The organism is Pseudoalteromonas shioyasakiensis (assembly GCF_024518675.1).
In the GTDB taxonomy this organism is placed as follows: Bacteria; Pseudomonadota; Gammaproteobacteria; order Enterobacterales; family Alteromonadaceae; genus Pseudoalteromonas; species Pseudoalteromonas shioyasakiensis_B.
Genome location: NZ_JANIGL010000003.1, coordinates 121,010 through 147,794, shown reverse-complemented (window position 1 = coordinate 147,794; position 26,785 = coordinate 121,010). Strand labels below are relative to the sequence as shown.

At 40.2% G+C, this 26,785-nt stretch carries 22 protein-coding genes and 1 pseudogene; 12 read left to right on the top strand and 11 right to left on the bottom strand.

The genetic code is table 11. The features are described 5' to 3' along the window. Positions 1–733 precede the first annotated feature (733 nt). Positions 734–1,114: a recombinase family protein gene (locus tag NQT69_RS19570; protein WP_372823009.1), complete on the bottom strand. Its 381-nt coding sequence runs from the start codon at positions 1,112–1,114 to the stop codon at positions 734–736. Positions 1,115–1,217: 103 nt separating this feature from the next. On the opposite strand from NQT69_RS19570, the gene NQT69_RS10105 reads away from it, so the two are divergent. Then, positions 1,218–1,385: a hypothetical protein gene (locus NQT69_RS10105; RefSeq protein ID WP_256827551.1), complete on the top strand. Its 168-nt coding sequence runs from the start codon at positions 1,218–1,220 to the stop codon at positions 1,383–1,385. Here the strand turns inward: NQT69_RS10105 and NQT69_RS10100 are convergent. Continuing rightward, positions 1,382–2,665, bottom strand: coding sequence for an alkaline phosphatase (locus NQT69_RS10100; RefSeq protein ID WP_256827550.1), 1,284 nt, complete (start codon positions 2,663–2,665; stop codon positions 1,382–1,384). The genes NQT69_RS10105 and NQT69_RS10100 overlap by 4 nt on opposite strands. Positions 2,666–2,765: 100 nt before the next feature. Here NQT69_RS10100 and NQT69_RS10095 point away from each other — a divergent pair, with 100 nt between their 5' ends. The 3 genes from NQT69_RS10095 (at position 2,766) to rnd (ending at position 6,571) form a co-directional block, all read left to right on the top strand. Next, a complete protein-coding gene (locus NQT69_RS10095) occupies positions 2,766–3,617 on the top strand; it encodes an alpha/beta fold hydrolase (protein WP_256827549.1) in 852 nt (283 codons plus the stop codon). 120 nt (positions 3,618–3,737) lie between these two features. Further along, on the top strand, positions 3,738–5,390 hold the full coding sequence (gene fadD / locus NQT69_RS10090) for a long-chain-fatty-acid--CoA ligase FadD (protein ID WP_256827548.1): 1,653 nt from the start codon (positions 3,738–3,740) through the stop codon (positions 5,388–5,390). Between the two features lie 50 nt (positions 5,391–5,440). Continuing rightward, positions 5,441–6,571, top strand: a complete 1,131-nt coding sequence (rnd, locus tag NQT69_RS10085) for a ribonuclease D (protein WP_256827547.1) — start codon at positions 5,441–5,443, stop codon at positions 6,569–6,571. Between the two features lie 104 nt (positions 6,572–6,675). On the opposite strand, the gene NQT69_RS10080 is transcribed toward rnd, so the two are convergent. The 4 genes from NQT69_RS10080 to minC form a co-directional block, all read right to left on the bottom strand. Further along, entirely contained in the window at positions 6,676–7,335 is a 660-nt protein-coding gene (locus tag NQT69_RS10080; RefSeq protein ID WP_256827546.1) for an NADPH-dependent FMN reductase, read from the bottom strand. Between the two features lie 63 nt (positions 7,336–7,398). Beyond that, positions 7,399–7,662, bottom strand: a complete 264-nt coding sequence (gene minE, locus NQT69_RS10075; RefSeq protein WP_087531477.1) for a cell division topological specificity factor MinE — start codon at positions 7,660–7,662, stop codon at positions 7,399–7,401. A gap of 1 nt (position 7,663) precedes the next feature. Further along, positions 7,664–8,473 carry a septum site-determining protein MinD gene (minD, locus tag NQT69_RS10070; protein WP_256827545.1) on the bottom strand — a complete coding sequence of 270 codons (810 nt, stop codon included), beginning with the start codon at positions 8,471–8,473 and terminating at the stop codon, positions 7,664–7,666. Positions 8,474–8,478: 5 nt separating this feature from the next. Then, on the bottom strand, positions 8,479–9,183 hold the full coding sequence (minC, locus tag NQT69_RS10065; RefSeq protein WP_256827544.1) for a septum site-determining protein MinC: 705 nt from the start codon (positions 9,181–9,183) through the stop codon (positions 8,479–8,481). 172 nt (positions 9,184–9,355) lie between these two features. Here minC and NQT69_RS10060 point away from each other — a divergent pair, with 172 nt between their 5' ends. From NQT69_RS10060 to NQT69_RS10050, 3 genes and pseudogenes are all read left to right on the top strand, one after another. After that, positions 9,356–9,637 carry a YcgL domain-containing protein gene (locus tag NQT69_RS10060; RefSeq protein WP_256827543.1) on the top strand — a complete coding sequence of 94 codons (282 nt, stop codon included), beginning with the start codon at positions 9,356–9,358 and terminating at the stop codon, positions 9,635–9,637. Continuing rightward, positions 9,618–10,658, top strand: coding sequence for a lytic murein transglycosylase (locus tag NQT69_RS10055; RefSeq protein ID WP_256827542.1), 1,041 nt, complete (start codon positions 9,618–9,620; stop codon positions 10,656–10,658). Before NQT69_RS10060 ends, NQT69_RS10055 begins: the two co-directional genes overlap by 20 nt. Before the next feature lie 721 nt (positions 10,659–11,379). Further along, positions 11,380–11,676: pseudogene (locus tag NQT69_RS10050) on the top strand (hypothetical protein); the annotation flags it as partial. A gap of 82 nt (positions 11,677–11,758) precedes the next feature. Here NQT69_RS10050 and NQT69_RS10045 read toward each other — a convergent pair. The 4 genes from NQT69_RS10045 to NQT69_RS10030 form a co-directional block, all read right to left on the bottom strand. Continuing rightward, on the bottom strand, positions 11,759–14,077 hold the full coding sequence (locus NQT69_RS10045) for a DUF2254 domain-containing protein (protein WP_256827541.1): 2,319 nt from the start codon (positions 14,075–14,077) through the stop codon (positions 11,759–11,761). 553 nt (positions 14,078–14,630) lie between these two features. Beyond that, a complete protein-coding gene (locus tag NQT69_RS10040) occupies positions 14,631–15,173 on the bottom strand; it encodes a GbsR/MarR family transcriptional regulator (RefSeq protein WP_256827540.1) in 543 nt (180 codons plus the stop codon). Positions 15,174–15,442: 269 nt separating this feature from the next. Next, complete coding sequence (locus NQT69_RS10035) at positions 15,443–17,854, bottom strand: TonB-dependent receptor (RefSeq protein WP_256827539.1); 2,412 nt, start codon at positions 17,852–17,854, stop codon at positions 15,443–15,445. 210 nt (positions 17,855–18,064) lie between these two features. Next, a complete protein-coding gene (locus tag NQT69_RS10030; protein ID WP_256827538.1) occupies positions 18,065–19,330 on the bottom strand; it encodes a Xaa-Pro dipeptidase in 1,266 nt (421 codons plus the stop codon). A gap of 147 nt (positions 19,331–19,477) precedes the next feature. On the opposite strand from NQT69_RS10030, the gene NQT69_RS10025 reads away from it, so the two are divergent. The 3 genes from NQT69_RS10025 (at position 19,478) to NQT69_RS10015 (ending at position 22,421) form a co-directional block, all read left to right on the top strand. Next, positions 19,478–21,304: a DUF885 domain-containing protein gene (locus NQT69_RS10025; protein WP_256827537.1), complete on the top strand. Its 1,827-nt coding sequence runs from the start codon at positions 19,478–19,480 to the stop codon at positions 21,302–21,304. Positions 21,305–21,411: 107 nt separating this feature from the next. Further along, complete coding sequence (locus tag NQT69_RS10020) at positions 21,412–21,909, top strand: YcgN family cysteine cluster protein (RefSeq protein WP_256827536.1); 498 nt, start codon at positions 21,412–21,414, stop codon at positions 21,907–21,909. After that, the gene (locus NQT69_RS10015; protein ID WP_256827535.1) at positions 21,909–22,421 is read left to right on the top strand and encodes an RNA methyltransferase; all 513 of its coding nucleotides are present in this window, start codon (positions 21,909–21,911) and stop codon (positions 22,419–22,421) included. Before NQT69_RS10020 ends, NQT69_RS10015 begins: the two co-directional genes overlap by 1 nt. 17 nt (positions 22,422–22,438) lie before the next feature. On the opposite strand, the gene NQT69_RS10010 is transcribed toward NQT69_RS10015, so the two are convergent. Next, a complete protein-coding gene (locus tag NQT69_RS10010; RefSeq protein WP_256827534.1) occupies positions 22,439–23,194 on the bottom strand; it encodes a hypothetical protein in 756 nt (251 codons plus the stop codon). 351 nt (positions 23,195–23,545) lie between these two features. On the opposite strand from NQT69_RS10010, the gene NQT69_RS10005 reads away from it, so the two are divergent. Beyond that, the gene (locus tag NQT69_RS10005; protein ID WP_256827533.1) at positions 23,546–25,267 is read left to right on the top strand and encodes a polysaccharide lyase family 7 protein; all 1,722 of its coding nucleotides are present in this window, start codon (positions 23,546–23,548) and stop codon (positions 25,265–25,267) included. A 122-nt stretch (positions 25,268–25,389) separates the two neighbouring features. Continuing rightward, a complete protein-coding gene (locus NQT69_RS10000) occupies positions 25,390–26,664 on the top strand; it encodes a sugar MFS transporter (protein WP_256827532.1) in 1,275 nt (424 codons plus the stop codon). Positions 26,665–26,785 lie beyond the last annotated feature (121 nt).

Genomic DNA, 26,785 nt, shown 5'->3' with positions numbered 1-26,785 from the left:
TTTACTAAAGCAAGTTGCAAACGTTCGTACACCTTGATCAACACCAACACATTTTACTTCACCTTGGATCTCGGTTTGAAGCTTGATGTGTTGCTGCACTTGGATAAACCATCGTCCTTTGTCGCAAGTGACAATGCAACTTTTACCAATTGCCTCACTTGGTATGCTTTCAGTTAGGTGGATCTTTCCTAACGCATTTACGCAAGGATTTAACCCCTTTGGTAAGCGGTCGATACTAAAAGAATGCTTAGAGCCCTTGCGGCTCTTAAATCTAATCTCACTAAAACCAGACTTGGCGCCTTTCAATTTCTTGTTGTTGCTGCATACCGCTTTGAATGTCGTGGCAGCAGCTAAAGTTCCGTTATCAGATATTAAGGAGTTATAAGCCCTGCCAGACACTTTTTGTTCTTGTTCGACTTGCGCCTTAATTGCGGGACGCATATTGATGAACTTACCGCTTTCATCCTTGTAATCATCCTTGCGGAATCGCTCGACAGCTAGATTGTAAGATCTGCGATAAAGCGCCAACGCATCAAAGTAAGCAGTCTCATTCTCTGGGTAGAACCTGATCTTTTTTGATGCTATTACTTTGGCGCCTTTCAGCGGATCGTTTTCCGTAATGGCTATTGCAGAACGAGGTAATAAAACCGATAAGTTCAGCGGTGTCGAACGATTCAGTGGTGTTATTCGAGTCATCCAAGATCTCGATTCGTCCACCCGATAATTCAACAAGCTATTTGATAAGCTCGAAACCAGACCTTGCGAGTCGGTCTTTTGTGGCAACCATAATGTGGACTGAGTGACCGAGCATTGCTGATTCCAGAATGGTTTGCAGTCCTTTTCGTTTAAAGTTGAAAGCACTGGCAACGTCACTGATAAATTCTGCGTCAGGATACCGTTCGAGCAGGATACGCTTTTGCGTGTCGATACTAGACTTTTGCTTGATTGAACTAACTCTTGCATAGCATATCCTCCGTTGTTGGGTAATAAAAACGCGGTTGTGACCGCCCTCAGTTTGCTTAACTTTTTCGTAAAACCCGCTTTCTATTTTTCGCCTAATTGTTTGCGTTGTAACGCCCTCAATCTTGGCAAGTTTTGTTGTGGACACCCACATAGATAAGAATACTGTATATACATACAGTACATCTTACAATGTTATTTCAGATTATCAAGTTAAATATTGCGATTGTTGCATTTGGTTTTAACTGTATCAACACTTGGCGCAAATATGTGACGAGCTTGGTTTTAATATTGTCGCCGAAGGGGTTGAAAGTGAATTACATGAATCAGTGGTAAAAAAAGCCCAAATACATTCTGCACAGGGCTTTTTATACAATAAAGCATTAGCGTTTAATGTTGCGTTAAGCTTATTAAAAAAAGCTTAATTGATAAAGTTTATTAATTTATCAGCGATATCGGTATTATTCAGCGAACCAGTAAATTCGCTCGCACCTGCGCCATATGCAAACACTTGCACATCGACAGCAGTGTGACCGCCCGTAGTCCAACCAGTAAAGCTTGCCTTGTTAATAATATCTTTAATGGCTAGGTTCAATGGTTTTTCACCTAGTTTTTTCGCTTGTTCAAGCTTAAGTTTATTTTCAGCTGAAAATTCAATATTAGTATTTGCTTGCCAAACTGATTTCATATCGTTTGATTCGAGCAATAAACCGGTCAGTTTACTTGCTGTCGCTTTTACACCTTTAATAACCTCAGTTTCCCACTTATATTGACCATGGGCACCAATTGATAATCCCCCTGTTGAGTGATCGGCAGTTACCACTAACAAGGTATCAGGGTTGTTATCTATGTACTTTTTAGCCAATTCAATTGAGTTAGCAAAGTCATCCATTTCAGCCATGGCACATGCAATATCATTTGCATGGCCGCACCAATCTATTTGACTGCCTTCAATCATGACAAAAAAGCCTTGCTGTTTTTTTTCATCAAGCAAATTTAATGCTTTATTAGTCATTTGTGCTAATCGTGTAGGGTTTTCATCTAAAGCGAATGGCATACCAACGGGTGCATATAATCCTAATGCAGGGAGCTGCTTAATGTCTTTTAATGCGGTAAAGTCATCGCTGTATTGGTATCCAGCTGCTTTAAACTCTTCAACTAAATTACGGTCTTCACGTATAAAGTACTTAGTACCACCGCCGAGCATAAGATCTACAGGTAATTTCCCGGCGATTTTGTTATCGATATAATCATTGGCTATTTCGTCATAGTTACGACGTGACTCATTATGAGAGGCAAAACTCGCAGGCGTTGCGTGATTAATTTGCGAAGTGGCAACCAGCGCTGTGATCATGCCTTTTTCTTTTGCTATTTCGAGCATGGTTTTAACAGGTTTTTTATCGGTATTAACAGCAATAGCCCCGTTATAACTTTTATGACCTGAGCTGAGTGCTGTTGCACTTGCTGCACTGTCTGTCACATAAGTATGATCATCAGGGTAGGTATACGCCATGCCTGTTAGTATTGTATCGAATACAGTTGTTTCAATCGGCTTTGTTGTTGCGTCATCTTTATAATAGCGATACGCAGTAGTATAAACCGGCCCCATACCATCGCCAATCATGTAAATGATGTTCTTAGGTGCTTGCTCTGCATAGACACTGCTCGAACAAAGCAACGCCAATAGACTTAATTGTTTTTTCATTTTTGTACCCTGTTTATTGTATGGTGTTATTGTATATGCAATGTATTATAAATAAATGTATTTTTCGTTAAATGGACTTAAAACGTAGAGGAGTAACTTGGTGCAATCATTTTCAGTTCAAAGTGGCGAATTAGCACTTCATGGCCTAACCTTTGGCGAAGGTAAAGAAGTTGTGATTGCATTACATGGTTGGTTAGATAATTGTTATAGTTTTCGGCCAATGCTTGAACATGCTACGCTCAATGCAACATGGTATTGCATTGATTTTCCAGGCCATGGGCGTTCTGATTGGCGTAGTAATGATGCTCACTATTATTTTGTTGACTATGTAGATGATGTATATAACTTAATCGCAGAACTGGGGGTTGAAAAAGTGCATCTAGTGGGGCACTCGATGGGAGCGATGGTCGCAGGGCTGTTTGCCAGTTGCTTTGCTGAAAAAGTAATCTCTGTCACTTTAATAGAAGGCATAGGAGTGATCACAACACCTAGCGAAGATGTAGTTAAACAACTTCGTCAGGCCATTACTAAGCGCTATGAGTTACGTAACCGAACAGCACGAAGCTATAGTTCAAAACAACAAATTTACAAAGCGCGCGCGTTGTCGACAGATTTACCGATGAATTTAATTGCGTTATTGATGCAGAGGAATTTAATTGAAACCGACACAGGTGTGAGCTTAAGAACTGATCCAAAGCTTAAAAATCATTCAGGTTTTAGGTTTGATGAAGCACAATGTATAGCTATTATAAAGGAAATAAATGTGCCATGTCAGCTCATTATTGGTGAGCAAGGATATCCGTTTGTAACAGAGAATTTGGTTAAATACAGTAATTACTTCAATGGCTTAAATGTAGTTAAAGTACCAGGAGGTCATCACTGCCATATGCAAAGTAATGAGCAATGCCTATTGCAAGTTCATGCATTTATGCTGCAAACTGGTGCATGTTAATTGTATAATTGCCCCAAATGTGGGATTATTTGCCCATTAGAGTATTTGCTCGATTGTTAAAGTGCCTTACATAGTTTAAGGTTTAATAAAAATAAATTATAAACAGAACAGGAGCTAAGAGTGGAAAAGATCTGGCTTAAGCGCTACCCAGAAGGTATGCCTGAAACTATCGACCCTGAACACTATAATTCGTTATTAGAAGTGTTTGAGAAGAGCTTCGCTGATTACAAAGATTTACCAGCCTTTACTAACATGGGCAAAACACTAAGTTATAACGAAATGGACAGCGCCACAAAACGTGTTGCTTCATACATTCAAAACGACTTAGGGTTAAAGAAAGGTGCTAAAGTTGCGGTCATGATGCCCAACTTATTGCAAACGCCAGTGACAATATTGGGTATTTTACGTGCAGGCTGTGTAGTGGTTAACGTTAACCCACTTTATACTGTTCGTGAACTAGAACACCAGCTCAATGACTCTGAGTCTGATGCTATATTTATCCTTGCTAATTTTGCCGATACGTTAGAAAAAGCACTTGGCAACACCAAGGTAAAACATATTGTTGTGACGCAAGTTGGCGACATGGTTGGTGGGCTGAAAAAGCATATTGTTAATTTTGTGGTAAAGCACGTCAAAAAAATGGTGCCTAGCTACAATTTACCAAACCCAATTAAATTTTCTCAGGCACTTGCTGGGGACGAAAGTCGTTATACAAAACCTGAAGTAAATTTAGATGATTTGGCTTTTTTACAATACACAGGTGGTACGACCGGTGTATCGAAAGGGGCAATGCTAAGTCACGGCAATATGGTAGGCAACCTTGAACAGGTGTCTGGTTGTCTGGATAACGTTTTAGAGCGTGGCAAGGAAGTTGTTGTTACAGCATTGCCGCTGTACCATATTTTTGCACTTACCGCTAACTGCCTTACATTTATGAAATACGGCGGACTTAATCTATTGATCACAAATCCACGCGATATGCCTGGATTTGTGAAAGAGCTAAGTCAGCACAAATTCACTGCAATTACCGGGGTAAATACACTATTTAACGGTTTATTAAACACCCCAGGGTTTGCTGAGCTTGATTTTAGCCACCTTAAAATGTCATTAGGTGGCGGTATGGCGGTTCAACGCCCAGTGGCTGAAAAATGGCAAAAAATTACGAAAACTAAATTAATGGAAGGCTATGGCCTAACTGAGTGCGCACCACTCGTTACTATTAGCCCTTATGATTTAGATGCATACAACGGCTCTATCGGCTTACCAGCACCTAGTACTGAACTTAAACTAGTGCTTGATAATGGCGAAGAAGCCGCTAAAGGTGAGCCGGGCGAGTTATGGGTTAAAGGTCCTCAAGTTATGGTGGGTTATTATAACCGACCAGATGCAACCGCTGAGTGTTTAAAAGATGGCTGGTTTGCTACCGGTGATATTGCAACTTACGATGATGAAGGCTTCTTCTATATCGTTGACCGTAAAAAAGACATGATCATTGTATCTGGCTTTAATGTGTTCCCAAATGAGATTGAAGAAGTGGTTGCTATGCATGATGGCGTACTTGAATGTGCGGCTATCGGTATACCTCATAATGTAAGTGGCGAACAAGTTAAAGTTTTTATTGTTAAAAAAGACCCATCTTTAACTGAAAAAGATATAATAAAGCACTGTCGTGATAATTTAACTAATTACAAAGTGCCTAAGCTCGTAGAGTTTAAGGATGAGTTACCAAAAACCAACGTTGGTAAAATACTCAGAAGAGCTTTGAAAGATTAGCAACTATAAAAAAACCGGCAATTGCCGGTTTTTTTATTGTAGGAGCAAAAGTGCAATACCAATTGATTCAGACCCAAGCGCAATTAAATCAGTTTGTTGAACAAATTCGTCATAAACCTTTATTGGCTATTGATACTGAGTTTATGCGTCGCAGAACACTTTACCCTGAAGTTGCGTTGATTCAGGTATACGATGGCGAACATTTGGCGCTGATCGACCCATTAGCAGAACTTTCATTATTTGATTTTTGGCAAATACTGCGTGACGAGAGCGTGTTAAAAATTTTGCATTCGCCTTCAGAAGATATAGAAGTATTTCAAAAGTATGCGGGGTTTGTTCCAACTCCATTATTTGATACTCAGTTTGCTTTGCAATTATTAGGTCGTGGTAACTGTATGGGTTTTGCACATATGGTAAAAGCATTACTGGATATTGATATCGATAAAAGCGAGTCGCGCACTAATTGGTTACAACGCCCGTTGACCGAAAAACAACTTGATTATGCCGCCGCTGATGTATTTCATCTGTTACCCTGCTTTAAGATAATCATTGAACAAATTAATGAAGCTAATTACTTTCAGTTAGTGATTAATGAAACGGATCTTGTCGCTCAAAAACGCGCTTATCAGGTGCCAGATGAGTTACTATACAAAGATATTAAAAATGCATGGCAATTAAAACCATCAGAATTAGTGATTTTAAAAGAGCTAGCTGCTTGGCGGAGAAATAAAGCCATCCGGAAAAATTTAGCATTAAACTTTGTAGTCAAAGAGCATAACCTTGTTGAGATAGCGAAACGCAAGCCGACGAGCCTTAATGCATTACGCAATATCCCTGATGTAGAAAATATTGAAGTAAATCGTTCTGGTGTTGAGATATTAAAATGTATCGAAAAAGCCAAAGTGATCCCAGTATCTGATTACCCAGAGCAACTTAAGCGCTTAATTGATTTCCCAGCTTATAAAAAAGTGGCGAAAGAGATCAAACAAAAAATCACAAAAGTGGCAAAAGAGCAGGGGATCCCTGAAGATGTAATGGCGTCTAAAAAGCAAATAAACCAACTGATCAGCTGGAATTGGAAATTAACCCCTGAACAACGTAAAACACATTTAAAGCCCGATTTACTTAACTCTTGGCGCTACGATTATGTAAAAGATGCATTACAAGAGTGGGATGTGTAATTACCCGTTACAGAGAATTAGCTTCAGTATCGCAGCTTTTGCAACCAAATAAACCCCAGTAATTCTTACTGGGGTTTATTTATTGTGTTCTTGTAATAAATAGCTTAAGGCGCGTTGCGTTGTGTTGGTGAAGTTTTAAAATCTCCGACCAGCTCGTTGGGGTTAACATGTTCTTTGTATTGGTGTGTTGCTGACGCCCACCACATCAATTGATTAAATGTGCGGCCATAGTAATTTAGCCACGCACTTTCATCTTCACCTTCTTGTATAGAACCATCTTCATTGAACACCTCTTGGGCTTTAGGAAGGTGGATCATTGCGGAGACCGATAAACAACCCAGTTCAGCTAAAAATGTGCGCATTCCAACGGCTGCACGCATGCCACCCCATTGCCCGGCGGAATAAGTAACAATCGCGCTTGGCTTATAGGCAAATGAAGAACTTGCAAAGTGATTGAGCAGATTGGCAAGAGCAGGGCTCATAGAATGATTATATTCAGGGCTTACCATAACATAGCCATCAGCTGCGGCTATTTTATCAGCAAGGATATTAAGTTGCTGCGGGGCTTTTCCTTTAGCATAAGCGAACTGTGGCTTGAAGATAGGGTCTAATTCATAATCAAGTGGGTCGATTAGTTCAAACTGATGATCGCTATAATTTTGTTGTAAACAACTAAGGCAGGATTTCGCAACCCTTAAACCTAGACGAGCAGGTCGTGGCGGCGTGCTATCGCGTACTGTGCCTAAAAAAATAAGAAATTTCATCCTTTATACTCCTATTTAGTGTTTATAGAAGACTAAAAAGGCGCTTATCAGCGCCTTCAATGATTACTTCTTCTCTTCGTCAGGTAAAGTGACGTTGAGTTCAAGTACGGCTAAATCATCTTCATTTTGATCAAACTGAACTTGCACTGCATCAGTGTTCACATTTACATACTTACGTATCACATCAAGAATGTCTTGTTTTAACTGTGGTAAATAATCCGGTGTACCACGTTGTGAGCGCTCGTGCGCAACAATGATCTGCAATCGCTCTTTTGCTAATGATGCTGTATTTTTCTTTTCTGAGCGGAAGTAGTCAAGTAAAGACACATTAACCTCCAAATATCCGTTTGAATAAACCTTTTTTCTCTACATCTAAGAAGCGAAAATCAACTGTTTCACCTAGCAAACGTTCTATAGCATCTGCATATGCAAGTCCCGCGTCAGACTCAGCGTCAAGAATAACGGGTTGGCCTGAGTTTGAAGCGCTAAGCACGGCTTGAGACTCTGGAATAACACCCAATAAAGGGATAGACAGAATATCTTTCACGTCTTCTACAGAAAGCATTTCGCCTTTTTCAACACGGTCTGGGTTGTAACGCGTTAGCAACAGGTGCTCTTTGATATTCTCGAGCCCTTCTTCTGCGCGTTTTGACTTGCTGTGTAAAATACCTAAAATACGATCTGAATCTCGTACAGATGATACCTCTGGGTTCGTCGTAACAATTGCTTCGTCGGCAAAGTACATTGCCATCATTGCGCCAGCTTCAATCCCTGCTGGTGAATCACAAACAATGTAATCAAAATCTTTTTTCAGTTCGTTTAAAACGCGTTCTACACCGTCGCGGGTGAGGGCGTCTTTATCGCGTGTTTGCGATGCAGGAAGTAAAAACAATTTTTCAACACGTTTATCTTTAATAAGCGCTTGATTTAGATTTGCTTCACCATTAATTACGTTTACAAAATCATACACTACTCGGCGCTCACAACCCATGATTAAATCGAGGTTACGTAAGCCAATATCGAAATCGATAATAACTGTTTTATAGCCTTTAAGCGCTAAGCCTGTGCCAATTGCAGCACTTGACGTAGTTTTACCTACACCACCTTTACCCGATGTAACGACAATTACTTTTGCCATAAGATTTATCCTTTAACCAAAGCTGAAATTTCTAAAGATTCGTTTTTTTGTTGTATCTGCACAGCCTGACCCCAGTGCTCACCCTGCAATGAGTCACTGATCCAGTAATTACCATCAATTGAAACTAGTTCAGCTTCTAATTTTTGGCAAAAAATGTGCGCTTCTTTTAAACCTTGTGCGCCAGCTATTGCTCGCCCACGTAAAGTGCCATAAATATGTACATTGCCATCGGCAATAACCTCAGCACCATGGCTGACTGCACCTAGTACAATTAGATCTCTATCTTTTGCATACACTTGTTGACCAGAACGAACAGTGCCGTTGATGATCTGGGCAGGTAAATGAACAGTCTTTTCAACAATCGATGTATTAGGCTCCTGTTTAACAGGCTCACTCTTAACGTCTTGTGAATAATTTAAAACCGAAAGGCCTGCCGATTTAGCTTGAGTATGCTGCTCGTCTGAACCGTTACACACACCTACCGCATTAAAGTTTAAACGTTCAATTAGCGATTTTAAGTGAACAAAATCTATTTCATTGTTTTTAACTTCAATTAAATTAACAACAATAGGCGCGCCTTCAAAAAACCGAGGGGCTTGAGATATTTTTACATAAAGTTGTTCTGCTAAAAGGTTTATATCAGTACTGTACAAGTGTAAAACTGATAATGTAAAAAGATTTCCCTTTAACTCAAAAATTTGGTCCGACATATACACTCAATTGTATTTTTTTTGACTAGAAATAAAATTAAATAAACACAGGCTGAATAAAGCCTTAATTTATATGGGTTAAGATGAAATTTCTAATCTAATTTTTCTAACTTATTATTACTCTCATGTTATAGTGTGCAGCACTGTTAAGCAAGATTTTAGTAGGGTCATAATGCTCACTGCGGTATATAAAAGTAAGAAAAAAGCGGATACCTTTCTTTTTGTTGAAAAAAGAGATGATTTTAGTAAGGTTCCGGAACCTTTGCTGGCCATGTTTGGTCAACCACACTATGTAATGATTATTAACTTAGCAAAGCGTGAACACTTAGGTGGAGCAGACTTAAATACAGTTAAGCAAGCGTTAACAGATGATGGGTTTTACTTGCAACTACCTCCACCAGAGGAAAACTTACTCGCTGAGTTCAAAAAACAAAATGGAGTTGAAAGTGACTAAAAATTTAACCACTAAGTTGGCTGCTATTATTTGCAGTGCCTGTATTAGCACATCGGCGCTGGCCAATACCCAAGAAAAGTTCGACGAATACGTCGCTAACCTTAAACAAGAAGCAGCAGAAAAGGGCTACGACAATCAACTAATAGAAGATGCATTTGCCACTGCTAAGTTTAAGAAAAAAGTAATCTCAGCTGACAAAAGCCAACCAGAAGTGGTTGAAACGCTAGAAACTTATTTACCAAAACGCGTTCCCCAATGGAAAATAGACCGCGCACGTAAATTATACGCTGAAAATAAAGAAATTTTAGAGCAAGTGGCAGACGAGTTTGGCGTTCAGGCGCGTTTTATTGTTGCACTATGGGGCCTTGAAAGTAACTTTGGTAAAATCCAAGGTGGCCATAATGTTATTTCATCGGTTGTGACTCTTGCATTTGATGGTCGCCGCGAAACCATGTACAAAAATCAACTTTGGGCCGCGCTCGATATTTTAAAAGCCGGGCACATTACATTAGATAAATTCAAAGGCTCGTGGGCAGGCGCGATGGGGCAAACGCAATTTATGCCAACCTCATTTAATGCTTACGCGGTTGATTACGATAAAGACGGCCGTAAAGACATTTGGACCACCCAAGCTGATGCTTTTGCTTCCATTGCCAATTACCTAAAACAAGCTGGTTGGAATGACGACCTTACATGGGGTCGCCAAGTGCAATTACCGGATGGGTTTGATTCAAGTTATGTATTACAACGCGGCACCAAAACCCGCAAACAGTGGCTCGAATACTGGGCTAAATCAGAGCGTTCACTTGCTGATTGGCAAGCCCTTGGCGTTCGTAAAATGGACGGCACCGATTTACCCAATGTTGATGTAACCGCAGCACTTGTAATGCCAGATGACATGGGCGGTCGTATGTACTTAACTTATGACAACTACAAAGCGCTCATGCATTGGAACCGTTCATACTACTTCGCCACCAGCGTAGGTTACTTATCAGACCGCATTGGTTATCCAGCGATTTAGTAAGTAATTAGGTAACTAGGTTCTAGGGTGTTTTTAGAAAGCGCGAGTTTATCTCGCGCTTTTGTTTGTTAAAACAGATAAACTAGCTAAAAGCGGTAAGCTTTAAGCGGTAAGAACGGCGTTAAAATTGGCTGCGTAGGTTGGGTAGAGTGCAACGAAACCCAACGAAAAAATCCCTCATCAGTCTGCATTTTGGCTCAGCATTATCAAGTATTTTTGCTTTCGCATTGTGTGTTTTAAGCTCTTAAAGTGATTCATTCACAAAGAGGGCAAGAGACGCTGCGCTTAAGAGTAGATATAAAAGCTAGTTTAGAGCGGTAAGCTTTAAGCGGTAAGTTCAGCGTTAAAATTGGCTACGTAGGTTGGGTAGAGTGTAACGAAACCCAACAAAAAAATACCCCATCAGTCTGCATTTTGGCTCAGTATTATCAAGTATTCTTGCTCTCGCATTGTGTGTTTAAAGCCTTTAAGTGATTTTTTCACAAAGAGGGCAAGAGACGCTGTGCTTAAGAGTAGATATTAAAAACTATAAGTAACAGGGTAGAAAATAGACTGCTTTGTGTCATAAGCACAGAGTTAAAATGATTTGATGTCTGAAGACAAGATTTGACCCCTTTGTCTCTGACCCCTTTGTCTTGTGAAGACAAGATTTGACCCCTTTGTCTCTGACCCCTTTGTCTTGTGAAGACAAGATTTGACCCCTTTGTCTTTATAGCTAACGGTGGATTTAGAACATTGGATTCGCCGTAGGATAAGGATGTGCTACTGGCAGCAATGGCGTTCTCTATAAAGGAATAGCCCGCACAAAAGTACGCAGTTTAATGAAATTGGGTGTTAGCGAACGACTCGCCATAGCCTGTGGTATCACCAGTACCAAAAGTAGGCGCTTGGAAGCGAAGGCCCTTGTAGAAGCTCAAAAACAAAAGGAATTAACATTGCGCTAGGCAATAACTACTTAGCATCACAAGGTTTAGCGTCATTGAGAGGTATTTGGATCAATATTCATTACGGGAGGTGAACCGCCCATTGCGGACCCGCATGATGGGTGGTGTGGGGGCTGGAGGTTAGAGACCTCCGGCTACCCGATTGTGTGGCAAATCTCATTTTTCATCCGAAGATTCAGCAGGTTTGGTATTATGAGTTTCAGGGCATAAATGGTCTGCTATTCCATGCAGCAGCACTCTAATTCTCGATTGGTCGACATGTGCCATTGCCATGTCTATATTACCGTGACCATATCCGGATCGGTATTTATCTGCTTCTTCACGTAGATCAGAGGCGGTTCTTGAACGAAAATCAAAAGTAGGGGCATTTTCCTTAGAAATATATGTATCAATATCAGCTAATAGCTTCTCATCTGACAACTCAAGGATAAGATTTAAGCACGCCAGCCCACAACAAGCTGTTTCTAAGGATGCCCAACCAGTCTGATATTTACCTACCTTACGTGTCCAGCTAAGAAGTAGGTCTCGAATTTCAAGTGCTTCCGTATCACAACCACGTTTATGTGCATCTACTGCGGACTCGAATATTTTATCTGCGATACGGTAAGTTTCTATAAACTTTATTGTCTCTTCATCATCAGGAATCCATGAAAGCACATAAATCAACCAATGAGCCGATTTTCTTAGATTGTCTCTATGATGATCATCGCAAACATCCGAACAAGAAACAGCTAGGAGTAATTTTGTGATATGTACTATCCAGTGGACTAAATCGAACGTAAGTTGCGATCTTTTCTCAATCGCCAGCAATAATAATTCTTTTTCTGTTTGATATAACCCATCTGCCCACTCTTCTATATGGCCGATAACTCTTTGTGCTGCTTCATCACCGGGTTCTGCATTTGATAAAGCATTTGCTAATTCCGTCAACCATGCCATTAATGTATCGTTGCTGGTTCCGGAGTAGTAAGGCGCTAAGCTTGTGCTATGAACTCTCGTTAGCGGTCCATCAGGTATCTTGAGATACATTTCTGCAATCAGTTTTACATCATCTCGCACCTCTTTGACTGCATAGCGCACATCCCATGACTTGCTCCGTAGTAATTCGAAAGTGAGAGTTGCAAGCTGTTTAACTGCTACTTGGGATACCGGCTGGTAGTTTTTATTAACAGCACCAGTGCAAGCTATAAATGCAATTTTCTCCGAGATAGAGGCTGTGTACTCAGGCTTGTCATGTGCAACGATAAGTCTAGCTGCATTTCCTAGCAGTGATACACCTTCAATTAACACATCAGCCATATCATGCGGAATAACACTTTCTACAGCGCTTGTCAGATAGCCTGATATTAGATGGGCATGAGACCGTACAGCATGCTCATCTCCATATTCAATGGATAGGTAAAGTTGTGTGAGATGAAGTAGACTCTGTAGATTTTGCTCAATGAATTGCTCATCTTTTCGTGAAATACCTACTTGCACATTCTGCCGCAAATGCTCAAGTGTGTTTGTCAGAAATCTATCAGACGACAGCGGGTTATCGAAAAAATAGTTGTTTGAGAAAAATGTTTTTCCTTTTGTTTTAATATACAACGCATTGATTGCGACTATTCCATTAAGCGCAACTCGTGAAACCTCGTGATCGCCTTGTTCTGCGTACCGCCTTGAAAAGGTAATGCAATAGAAAATTGCTTTCTCGGCTGATGTTGTCCAATTTGGGTGTAACTGAAAATATGTGACACGATCCATGTCATATTTACTTCTGATTTCCTCATCTTCTGTTCCAGCATTTGCATTTTCTTGAAATATCGGCGCCGTCCGTTTTATGGCTCTATCCCATATTTTAAAATTCTTTTTCGTATCAGCAACCACCAACCCCAACTGCATAGTAGGGCTAATCAAAGTAAGCGCTCTGCGGTACGCAAGCACAAATAGCAATATAATTAACAACGAACACCAGGCTGTTGCTGCAGTAGCGCTAGCCACCCAGGATTTATCTGGTATCAGTGACAACCCTGCGATGATCGCCGCCAATGAGAATGTCGCAACAAATGCTCCAAGCAGCTTTATATCTGAGCTAAATTTCCTGAATAAGCCATGCGGCATACGCTCAACATTAACCTGCATTGCAAACATGATGAGTGAAAACGCGATAGCGGTAGCACCGATCAAGGCGCCACCAAGAGTAAGAAAAAGTGCCCTAATCGAGTCGAGTCGTTCTGGTTCGGAAAAATATGGTTCAAAATAACCTTGAAGCGCTGGAACAAATATTGCGCTTGTCACTATTAGCACCGCTAGAAATATCAATCCTAGCCTGCCACCATAGTTCGACTTAATTTCGAAAAACCAGTTTTTTAGGAAATAGGCATGCTGCCAACCTTTAGCATGCCAAAGAATCAACGATTCTTTGGCTTTTATCTTAATCGCAATGGATTTATGTTTTATCTTTTCCCAATGCACTAAAGCTTTGTCGATCACAGCTTGGCGAGCCCTCTATTTAATTAATCTCTTTCGAAACATTTCGTGCATTAGATGTTTTCCACGGCACTTATATTAGTGCTTATAGAGACACACAACAATTTTATAGTGCGCGAAGGGCGGATATTTCTGCTCCGACACACTCATATTTATATATTTTTAACAAATTAACTAAGATATTACTATCATTAAGTTTTCTATTATCTTTCAAACAAAGCTAAGTGGAATAATATACGCGCGTCGTTCATATCCTTGAATATGTGAGCAAACGACTACTTAACTAGCTCAAAGTACTCAGTCAGCAGAAAGCTAAATAACTTCGATGTGTATGAGGTTAAATACTGTATTTGTCTGTGGGGAGTTACTAGTACAACTTATCTTTTTATTCACCACAGAGAACACAAAGGCGCTTCGCGCTGCACAGAGTTAGAACATTAATTCTTGTATATTTCTCTGTGATCTCGGTGTCCTCTGTGGTTAAAACTTTTAGAACCTAGAACCTAGAACCTAGAACAATAAAGCTCGCTAACTTTACTCTCGTCCCTCGCAAACTCTATTTCTTCAATATCTTATCTTTAAAGTCGAGTACTTTACCTATGCCTGAGCCTAGTTTCATTAAGCTTTGTAGTTGTTCTGGGCTTAGGCGTTGTAATTCGGCTGACCATTTTGTAACGGTTTCGAGCAAGTCGTGGATTTCTTGCATTTGTTGCTGAGCGAAACGTTCATCATCGTTGTGGGCTTGTTCTATAATATTGTCGCGTAATAGGCTGAGTGTTGGGTCTATTTCGCGTTTTTTACGTTCTTCAAATACGCGGTTGGCCATGTCCCAAATTGTACCTGCTGGTGCGTAGTATTCTTTGCGGTCGCCGGGAATATGCTGCACTTTAATTAAGCGCCATGATTGCAGCTCTTTGATGCCCATACTGACATTACCGCGAGAAATGCTTAATGCATCCGCGATTTCATTGGCTGTCATCGGTTCTTTGGTAATGATAAGTAACCCGCACATTTGACCAATAGTACGGTTAAATCCCCAACGGCTGCCCATTTCGCCACAATGCATTACAAATGCATAGTTCTTTTCAGATAATGTCATAGCTTTTTAAGTTTCAATAAATAATGAAAACTATGCTAGCACGCTGAAACTTGATAGCAAGATTTACTACAAGTAACGGCATATATTTGCCTGTAAATTGTGCTGTGCATGTAATTTAGTTTGCGGTTGTTTCTATTTTGGTTATGTGTTTTACATCTTTTCTTTATAATTTAGCAATCAGTGGAAGTTTCAGCTATTAAGGACTGAAAAAAGAGTGTGTAAAGTGCACATAGTGCGCTTACACACTCAACTTTTAATAGCTGATAAACTTACAGTTTATAACTCAAGGTTAACTTAGCGTTGCGCTCTTCACCTGGCATGCCACCTAAAAACATTGCTTTAGAGTAATACACTTTATTAAATAAATTATTTAAGTTTAGCTGTACGCCCCATTTATCTGCGTTATAACTCAGTGCTGCATCGTAGATTGTATAACTTGGTACATATCCATTGGGAATACCGAATGATGTTGAGTTAGTACTACGGTCATCTACATATTTAACACCGGCACTTATTTTTAATGGCTGTGAAAGTTCAAACCACTGTGCACTATAGGTTAACCATGTACTGGCCGTTACATAGGGCACGCCTTTTTGGCGGGTATCAAATGTGCTTGAGTTGGGGTTTTTCTTATCACGGGCATCTTGGTAAACACCATTGATATTCACTTTCCACTGCTCATTTAAATAGGCATTTAAGTCAAATTCAACACCACGGGTTTTTTCTTCACCATCAAAAAAACTCTCAGGAATTGAGGGATCGGGGTTCATATCATCAAATGCTGGGTTGTCATATTCTAAGTTAGTTCGCGCGGTATCAAACACCACTAATGAGGCCAGTAATTGGTCATCAAAGCCTTTCATTCTAATACCTAAGTCAGTGCTAAGTGACTGTGCATCTTCACGGTCGGCCTCATTGCCTGCAACTGAACCTAACACACTATACGCGGTGTGGCCTTTAGAGTGATTTATAAATACTGATATATCATCGCTTGGTTTATAAGTTGCACCTAAGTTATAGGTTAAGCCATTATCGGAAGTGCTTGCTTCTGGTGTTGCAGCTGCGGCACTTGCACGGTAACGGGCGTCTACACCAAAGTGTTCATACTTCTGTGTAATTTCGTTAAAGGCAACACCAATACGGGTGGTAAACGTGTCGTGTATATAGGCTACGTGCTGAATGCCAACGCCCCACGCTTGTACTTTTTTATTGTAATTACTGGTTTTTAGCGGATCGTAATCACTAAATTCACCTTCAGCCCAATTTGGGTCACGAATATCTAAAATATAAGGTAAAGAACCTTGATAAGTGATGTCGCCGTTTTCATCGGTGAGCACGTAATCTTTATCCCAAATCGAATATTGTGTGAAACGTACATCACGGTCTTCGTAATTGGCATTAACTAATAGTTCGTTATCGATATCACCTAGGCTAAAGTCATAGCGTAAGTCTGCAAAGTATTGCCATGATTTTTCATCCGCCTGTACTTGGCGAAATTCTTGCCTGCGCGCAGCATATGGGTAAAGTACATCGTCAATAACAAGCGGCGCACGTGGGGCTTCGTTGATCACACCATTGCGTTGCCAATAAACGTAGTTATAGGCACCAGTTTGTCGCGCAAAGCTAGACTCGTAATTACGATATTGTAATTGTTGGTTTAAAAATAAATTATCAGTTAAATAATAATTATGGGTCAGTTTAAAGCGCAGCTCTTCACCTTCATTGTCTTTGGCCATGGGTGAAATGATCCCGTTATGACCAAACGAATAAGGTGTTAAACCATCAGAGGCAGATAGAGAGTTGGCAAGTTGCTCACGTTGTGCATCGGTCAATTGTAAACCAGCCATTGTAGGGTCATTGACTAAATCATCGCCAGTTACTTCGCCTGCTGTTTTGCCGTTTACCGACTCTGCATTATAAATACGAATAGGGTGCCCGATAGAGTCAACGGCAATTGCATCCTTGATATAGGCCGCAGATATCATGATATCTTGCTTATCATCAAACACATATTTTAGTGATGTGTATATCTCATCACGGTCATCTTTTAAATCACGGTAACCATCACTACGTGCGGTTTTAGCATTAACTCTGTACGCAAGGTTATCTGTGATTGCATCTGTGCTATCAAACGACAGTGAGTAAGTATTCCATTGGCCTACTTCAGCTTGCACTGTGTGCTGGGCTTCAAATTGTGGCTTTTTTTCAATTAGGTTTATCACACCACCTGCACTTCCCATGCCGTATAAACCGGTTGCAGGGCCTTTTAGCACTTCAACTGCTTCAACGTTAGTCAACGAGCGGGTGGGGTTAAAAGTATTACCTAAACCAGCACCACCGTACATTCCATCGTAGGTGAAATTGGCCCCTAAACCACGAATGATTAGGTTATCGCCAATACCGTAGTTATTACCTGCTTGAGTTACACCACTGATATTACGTGCTAAATCTTGCAGGTTATCGACACCTTGTGAATTTATTAACTCTTGATCAACGACAACGATAGGAGCAGGAGTTTCCATTAGTGACATATCAGATTTAGTGGCAAGTCCAGAGTTAAGCACGACTTGGTTTTGCTTTTGATAAACCGTGATATGTTCAAGATCTGATTGCTCTGAAGACATTGCAGTAAAAGAAGTTAAACAGGCGAGTGTAATTAAAGAAAGTTTATGTGTTGTCATAAATAGTTATCATTTGAAATTTTATGTAATGATAATGTGTTGCGTTTTCATTTCAAGTTAAAATGTATTGAAATAGGTAATTAATTAGTGTGTTAATATCGTAGTAACTATTATTTTTTCATGTGTTAACAAGTGGTTGAATTGCGAACATGGAATGTTAATTATAAGAGGGGAAGGTGATGGGATTAATTATTAACCCCATCAACGTGATTATTTGTATGTTTTACCTGCTTTCATCACAAATTCAACCTGTTCAAGTTGGCTAATATTTTCAAGCGGGTTTCCCTTAATGGCGATTATATCAGCTGCAAAGCCGGCTTTAATTTGACCTAGGTTACTGTCTTGTTTAAGTAACTTTGCGCTATTAATTGTAGCTGATTGAATGGCTTGTAGCGGTGTCATGCCAAACTCAACCATGCGTGAAAACTGTTTTGCGTTGTCGCCATGTGGGTAAATAGCTGCATCAGTACCAAACACCATGTTAACACCGGCTTTTACAGCACGAGAAAAACTATCCCGTTGTCTTTTTGAAACAAGTCGCTCTTTTGCTAAGTTTTCTTCAGCAACACCATTTTGCTCGCCATAGGTTAAAGTATATTCGGTGTTATAAATATCCATAGAAAACCAGGTGCCGTGTTTTTTTGCCAATTTGATTGCTTCATCATCAACGTAACTCACATGTTCAACACTGTCGACACCGGCTACTATTGCAGCTTTTATACCGCTGGTGCCGTGTGCGTGAGCTGCTACGGTCACACCGCGCATATGGGCTTCATCAACAATGGCATTCATTTCATCTTGGCTATATTGTTGAATACCCACTTTTGTGCCTTTAGAGAATACTCCCCCCGTGGCACAAAATTTAATAACGTTGGCACCATACTTTATGTTTTCGCGCACTTTTGCTCTTGCTGCCCACGGGCCATCAGCCACGCCCTCTGCGGTATATTTCATTTCAGGTGGTAGTCGGTTGTTATCACAGTGTCCGCCTGTCACACCCAGTGATGGGCCTGCAGCCCAAATACGAGGACCTGTAATATCACCGGCATTTATACCATCTCTTACTGCAATAACACTGTAGCCACCTGCGCCAACATTACGTAGCGTGGTGAAGCCTGCTTTTAATGTTTTTTCAGCGAAATAAGCCGCTTTAATTGCTTGGCGTGGCACTGATTGACCAATACGCTCGCTTCTTGGCACCGTTGGATCACTGGTTAAATGGACGTGCATATCCATCAAACCAGGAAGTAAGGTTAATTCAGGTAGTTCAATATGTTCATCACCTTTTGCTAAAGTCGGCGATTTTTTATAGTCAATGTTAGTGATCACACCATCATTAATGGTTATCAAGGGCTGACTTTTTAGTTTGCCTGTAGCAACATCAAGCATGGCTTTTGCGCTAAGGTAAGTGGTGGCATGCACATTTGTCGCCAAGCTAAATAGACCGATAGACAAAGCAAGTAATTTTTTATTCATTTAATTAGGGTTATATGAGGATTTGATTATTCAATTTAACAATTCATTTTCCCTAAGTAAATAAATGCGCGATAACTTACAGCAAAGCTTGCTAATGATTAACCGCAACACGCATAATTGACAGCACTCACATTCAAGGGTTTTATTATGAAACAAATTAAGCTGGCATTATTAAGTACTGCAATCGTACTATCTCTGAGTGCTTGTAAGGAAGAGCTGGTACAGCAATCGTCAAGTGCTGAATCTGCTCCAAGTAATCCAAGTGACCATGTTATTTCAGCGGCTGAACAACTCAATACTTTAGTCAGCAATTACTTTGATGAAGGACTTGCATTTAATCCGGTAGGCGGCACATTTTTAGGCCGAGCAGAATATAATAATCAATTTATTGCGCCCATTAACGAGACTAACATTACTAAAAAGCGTGACTTTTATCTCAGTTATCAGCAGCAACTTGCACAAATAGATAAATCTTCTTTAACAGGGCAAGAGCTACTTAGTTATGAAATACTAGCGCGAGATCTGGCGTTAATTTTACAAGGGCAGCAGTTTCCAAGCCATTTAATGCCAATAAATCAAATGAGTGGTGCGCACAATACATTTGCAGGTTTTGGCTCTGGTAAAAGTGCGCAACCGTTTAATACCGCTCAAGATTACATTGCATTTATTGAGCGAGCAGATGCATACACCGCTTGGTTACAAAGCGTTGAAAATATGATGCGAGAAGGTATTAAACAAGGTGTTGTGCTGCCAAAACCGTTAGCTGAAAAGCTACTCCCGCAGTTTCAAGCACATATTGTTTCAAACGCTTCTGAATCTTTATTTTGGGGGCCGATAGACAACTTTCCTGAAGATTTTACGCAACAGCAGCGTGTTGAAATTAGTGCAGGCTATAACCAAATGATCATGCAAACTTTAGTACCTGCATATCAAAGAATGAGTGAGTTTTTAGCTAATGAATATATACCGAGTAGCCGTGAATCGATAGGTTACAGTGCTCTGCCTAATGGTAAGGCATGGTATGAGTATGAAATTAAAAAACATACTTCTTTAGAATTAAGTGCGGATGAAATCCACCAAATCGGCTTGGGTGAGGTTGAACGCATCTTGACCCAAATGAAAGAGGTTAAACAAACCGTTGGTTTTGAGGGCGATTTAAAGGCGTTTTTTCAACACTTACGTAGCTCTGATGAGTTTTACTATGATACGCCTGAGCAACTTATTGCAGCTTATGAGCAAGTAAAGGCTAAAATTGATGCCAAAGTGCCACTGTTATTTAATGTTGCTCCAAAAGCGGATTACATTGTCAAAGCGGTTGAAGCGTATCGGGCTGAGTCGGCTGCTGGCGCATCATACCAAGCACCTGCACCGGATGGTTCTCGTCCGGGTATTTTTTATATCAATACCTTTAATTTAAAAGCGCAGCCTAAGTTCTTACTTGAAACACTGTCAATTCACGAAGCAGCACCTGGGCATCATTTTCAAATAGCCTTACAACAAGAAATAGAAGGACTTCCATTATTTCGTAAGTTTGGTGGCTATACCGTTTTTGCCGAAGGGTGGGCACTGTATGCTGAAAGCTTGGGTAAAGAGCTTGGCTTATTTACCGACCCCTATATGTGGTATGGCCGTTTAGCGGACGAGCAATTACGTGCAATGCGTTTAGTGCTTGATACCGGTTTTCATGCCAAAGGCTGGACGCGTCAGCAAGGCATTGACTATATGCTAGCTAATTCTTCAATGGCGTTAAGTGATGTTACAGCAGAAGTAGAACGTTACATTGCTTGGCCAGGACAGGCGCTTTCTTATAAGTTAGGGCAGTTTAAAATCCAAGAGTTACGCGATTACTGTAAAAAAGCATTGGGTAATAAATTTGATATTAAAGAGTTTCACACTCAAATATTAGTTGACGGTGCACTGCCAATGCCTATTTTAGAAGCTAAAATTAAAAGGTGGGTTGCAGCACAAAAATAACCTTTAGCGCGAATCTAGTGCAACAGCCTGGTGCGTAACGTGAGTTGCTTTGCGCACATTGGCTGTTTGCGGTAGAATGCGCGCTCTTAGGGGCGCTGAGTATTAACATGTTAGACAATCAATTTTGGCTTAAAAAATCGCTTGAGCAAATGTCACAACCTGAATGGGAAGCCATTTGTGATGGCTGTGGTAAATGCTGTTTAAACACATTTATTGACAGTGAAGATGAAGACGAATTTACAGCAACAGATCAACTGCGTGAAGGTGAAGAGCTTATTTTCACTAACATTGTATGCCAATACCTTGATAATCAAACGTGTGGATGCAGTGAATATGAAAACCGCCAAGTGTTAGTGCCATCATGTGTAAAATTGACCAAAGAAAACCTCGATAGCATCTTTTTTATGCCACAAAGCTGTAGTTACCGTCGCTTACACGAAGGGCGAGGGCTGGCATCTTGGCATCCATTAAACAATGGTGGCAGCAAACAACTTATGCATGATCTTGATATTTCAGTGCGAGATAAAACCGTTAAAGATTGTGACGTAGAGCTAGACGATTTTGATTTATACGTGGCTTATTGGCCAACACAGGACGCTGATTAATGACTGACTTAGTCGCGACAATAGGCTTAATAAACCCAAAAAGCCCAACCAATGTAGGCGGTGTTTTACGTGCTGCAGGTTGTTATAACGCCAAGCATGTGTTTTTTACCGGTACGCGTTATTTAAACGCAAAAAAGTTTCATACAGATACAAAAAATGTGATTGAACGCATTCCACTGACTTCTGTTGACGATCTTAAGCAAGCAAAGCCTGAGGGGGCTAAAGCGGTTGTGATTGAACTTATTGAAGGCGCCACACCTTTACCTGAGTTTACTCACCCAGAAAACGCTTTTTATATTTTTGGCCCTGAAGATGGCTCAATTAGCAAAGAAGTACTAAATTGGTGTGATGAAGTTGTTTATATCCCTACAATTGGTTGTATGAATCTAGCGGCAACCTGTAATGTCGTGTTGTACGATCGACTAGCCAAAATAGGCGGGGTTGAAAGTTCAGACGCGACTATTAAACAAAGCCGCGATACCAACAATAAAATGAAATGGGCAAAAACCTAAATCATTAACCTCAAACATTAAAACTGGTACGATGCACTAATAATTGGTCCATGCGTGATTGTTTTATATTCAAAGTGACTTTTATCTGCCTTATCGCCAGTGCTGTAATCAACATAAGTGCCTTTATATAAAGCAGATACATCCCAGTGTTCACTGAACTTGTAGCTCACGCCCAATTTTAAGCTTCCTGTTAGCTTGGCAGCGAGGCCAAACCCGCCAATATCACCGGATGAGGTAAATAACCAGTTTTCTGCAAACTGTCTATCAATTTTGTAGCCTAATATAATATCAATCCAGTCTTCATCTCTATCGATTATAGAGCTTGAGGGTAGCCTGTTAGGCTCAAGGGTAAATTGATAGGTATTGTCCCATCGGCGTAAACCAATATAGTTCACCCAATTACCTACACTAGGGCTTGATTGTTTATGGGCAACAGCGACTTCCAACACACCTTGCCTGACTCTAGCGTCTAATACACCCAGCACGGGTTGTGACTTTGATTTACTTAAATCCATGTAAGCCCAATCAAATAGTAGCCCCCAGTTGCTTTGATTAAAAGCCTCACCTCTGAGCATGAAACCACTGTCTAGATTATTCAAAATGGTGTCGAAATCCACTGCAAGTGGGGTATCTACAGTGCCAATTGATGTGTCCCCATCGATACTGGTAAACATGAGATAAGGCTCAATTTTAAAATCCCATGATTCAGCGTAAGCCTGTGTACTAACAAAGTAACAAAGTGTTGTTAGTAAGAAGGGGAGAGTTTTCTTCATTTTCAGTCCTTGTGCGTTTATCTGCTGCCTAAATTGAGTATAGTTTGATTTTTATTTTTTGCTGTAATGTTTGCAATATGACAAAAAATAAATTGGTAATGTCTTGTGGTAAGCTTTTATTTTGATGTTATTCAGGATTGCCGAATAGCCAGTTGTTATTAACTCTTTGTTATTAAGCTAGAAAAATACAAAAAGTCAAAAGGGGTAAGTTTTTGTTTGTAAAGAGTTATAAAATTGTTAGTTAATTAAAACTAATGTGTTAGAGTTTTAGTGAGTAATAGGTTAACCAATTTATGTAATCGGTTTTCTTTTTTGGTAACCACACACAATAATAAATTTAAAGGGGGGGTGATGATGAAAATCACACTACTTTGCTACTGTACTCTCGTTAGTTGTTTGTTGATATTTGGACTCAGTGGTTGTGGCTCGTCAACCTCAACGAGTACACCGGTATCAAGCGCTGTTGTTGAGCCTGTTGATAACAGCTCAGATGTTACTGATGAGGGCAGTCAATGGGAGTTCTTTGATTTTTCTTCGCCGGTAACTATAAATGCGGTTCACATTGCATTTAATAACGGTAACCAGCGTTCAAACCATTTTACGCTTGACTCATCCAACGATAACCAAACTTGGACTACTCAACTAGATACTGTCAGTGCAGTTAACAGCACTGAGTTTGAAACATTTAATTTAGCTGACAAGGTAACAGCTCGGTACTTTAGAATTGTCGGCTTAGATACTAGTAATGATCAGTCAAAGCCTGTATCTGCAGTGAAATTTACCGCCCAATCAGAGCAGGGTTCTGATATGACTCCTGCTCGAATTGAAGCTGAGGATTACAGTTCTGCTTATGATTCAACATCTGGGAATCAAGGGGGCGAATATCGCACAGATGATGTCGATATTGTTCAAACTTCTGATGTGTCGGGAGATTATCATATTGACTTAGTAACGGATACTGAGTGGTTAGAGTATGCTATTAATGTTGGTAGCAGTGGTGAATATACTGCTGATTTACGCATCGCTTCGGGTAATGGGGGCGGCGCAATTGCGTTTTTTATAGATGGTTTCGAAAAAGCGATGTTTACCGTACCTGCTACAGTGCAGTGGGAAACTAAAACGATTAATTTAGGCTACTTAACGAGTGGTCAGCACACGCTAAAACTGGCATTTTCTGATGGTGACTTTGAACTTAACTGGTTGGAGTTGGCAAAAACGAGGGGTCAATTAGCACAGTTAGATTCAAGTTTAGCGCCAGCAGCTAATTTTGATCTATCAGATTGGTACTTAGGGGTACCTATTGATGAAAATGGTGATGGTAAATCAGATTCTATATCAGAACGTGAGCTTGCTGCGGGCTACCAACATCCTCAATGGTTTTATACTGCTGATGATGGTGCCATGGTGTTTAAAGTGGCAATTGATGCGCCTAAAACATCCGCTAATACCAGCTATAGTCGAAGTGAATTACGCGAAATGTTACGAGCTGGAGATACCAGTATCCGCACGCAAGGAGTGAATAAAAACAACTGGGTGTTTTCAACCTACTCATCAGATGATAAAGAAGCTGCTGGTGGTATTGACGGTGAATTAATTGCGACATTGAAAGTTGATCATGTGACAACGACAGGGGATAGCTCACAGGTCGGGCGGGTAATTATCGGGCAAATTCATGCAAAAGATGATGAACCAGCGCGTCTTTACTACCGTAAATTAAAAGACAACAGTAAAGGCTCGATTTATTTAGCACATGAGCCTAATGGTGGAAGTGACCAGCTTTATAACATGATTGGTTCAAGTAGTAGCACAGCAGTGGACCCTGTTGATGGCATAGCACTGGGTGAAACCTTTACTTACTCGATAAAAGTGACAGGAAACACCTTATTGGTCACTATTATGCGCGAAGGCAAAGCAGATGTTTCTCAACGAGTAGATATGAGCAATAGTGGCTACCATACTGGGGATGACCAATATATGTATTTTAAAGCGGGTGTTTATAATCAAAATAATACAGGCGATCCTAACGATTATGTTCAGGCATCATTTTATAGTTTAACGAATTCACATTATTAATTTGACCGTTGAAATTACGATAATTTCATACTTATGTTTAAGAACGTTCCAATTAAAAGTTTGTGATCTTATTTGCTCAGTGTGTAGAATCATTCATAACTTGTTAATGGAGTGAAAATCACGTGAGTGAAATAAATACAAACCAAAGCTTTGCCACCAATGATGCGCAACAAAATAAAAACTACTTGCCAGCATTAACGGCGATGACAACCCTATTTTTTCTATGGGGTTTTATTACCGTATTAAACGACGTATTAATTCCCCGCTTAAAAGGGGTATTTGATTTAAGTTACACTGAAGCCATGTTGGTACAGTTTTGCTTTTTTGGTGCTTACTTTATTGTTTCTTTACCTGCCGGGGTTCTAGTCAATAAATTTGGCTATAAAAATGGAGTCCTAACAGGCTTAATTGTGGCTTCAATAGGGTGTTTATTATTCTATCCAGCGGTAGTTGTACACGAGTACTGGTTATTTCTAACTGCATTATTTGTACTTGCTGGTGGTATTACTGTTCTTCAAGTGTCTGCTAACCCTTATGTTGCAGCCCTTGGCCCAGAAAAAACCGCATCGTCTCGTTTAAACTTAGCTCAAGCATTAAATTCGCTTGGTACAACAGTCGGCCCATATGTCGGTGGTATTTTATTTTTTGGTGCGGCAGGTTCATTAACTGCAGGAGCAGCGAGCGCTGAGTCAGTAAAAGTCCCTTATTTAATGTTAGCGGGCGCTTTATTAACTATTGCTGTGGTTTTTGCATTTTTGAAATTACCTGAGATTAGTGCGCATAAAGAAGAACAAGATTGTAAAGCTAAGGATCACTCTTTAACGCAAGCGCCACACTTAATTATGGGTGTAGTTGCTATTTTTTGTTATGTTGGCGGCGAAGTCGCTATTGGTAGTTTTTTAGTTAACTTTTTTGGTGAGGCGCATATTGCTGGCCTTGAAGAGCATGCGGCTTCTGCTCTGATTGCCTATTATTGGGGCGGAGCAATGGTTGGCCGCTTTATCGGCTCTATTTTATTACAAAAAATAGCGCCTTCTAAAGCGTTAGCGTTTAATGCATTCGCTGTTATAGCACTATTGTTAGTCACTATTTTTACGCAAGGTAATGTTGCACTTTACAGTGTGTTAGCGATTGGCTTATTTAATTCAATCATGTTCCCAACTATATTTTCAGTTGCGATTGAAGGTTTAGGCTCATTGACAAGTAAAGGCTCTGGCTGGTTATGTTTAGCTATTGTCGGGGGAGCTTTAGTGCCACTATTACAAGGTTTTATAGCGGACACTGTGAATATTCAAGACAGCTTTTTTGTACCAGCTATCTGCTATGCCTTTATCGCTTGGTATGGTTTAAACGTTGTTAAATTATCGTCTAAATGGAAAGCCAAAATTAGCGAGTAAACACACGCTTTAGCACAATATCGCAATAATATAATGCACTTGATTTTATTAAGTGCATTTTTTTATGTAAGTGCGTTAGCTACGTTGCTCTCCTGAGTTGCTCACAGTGTATGTGTAAGAG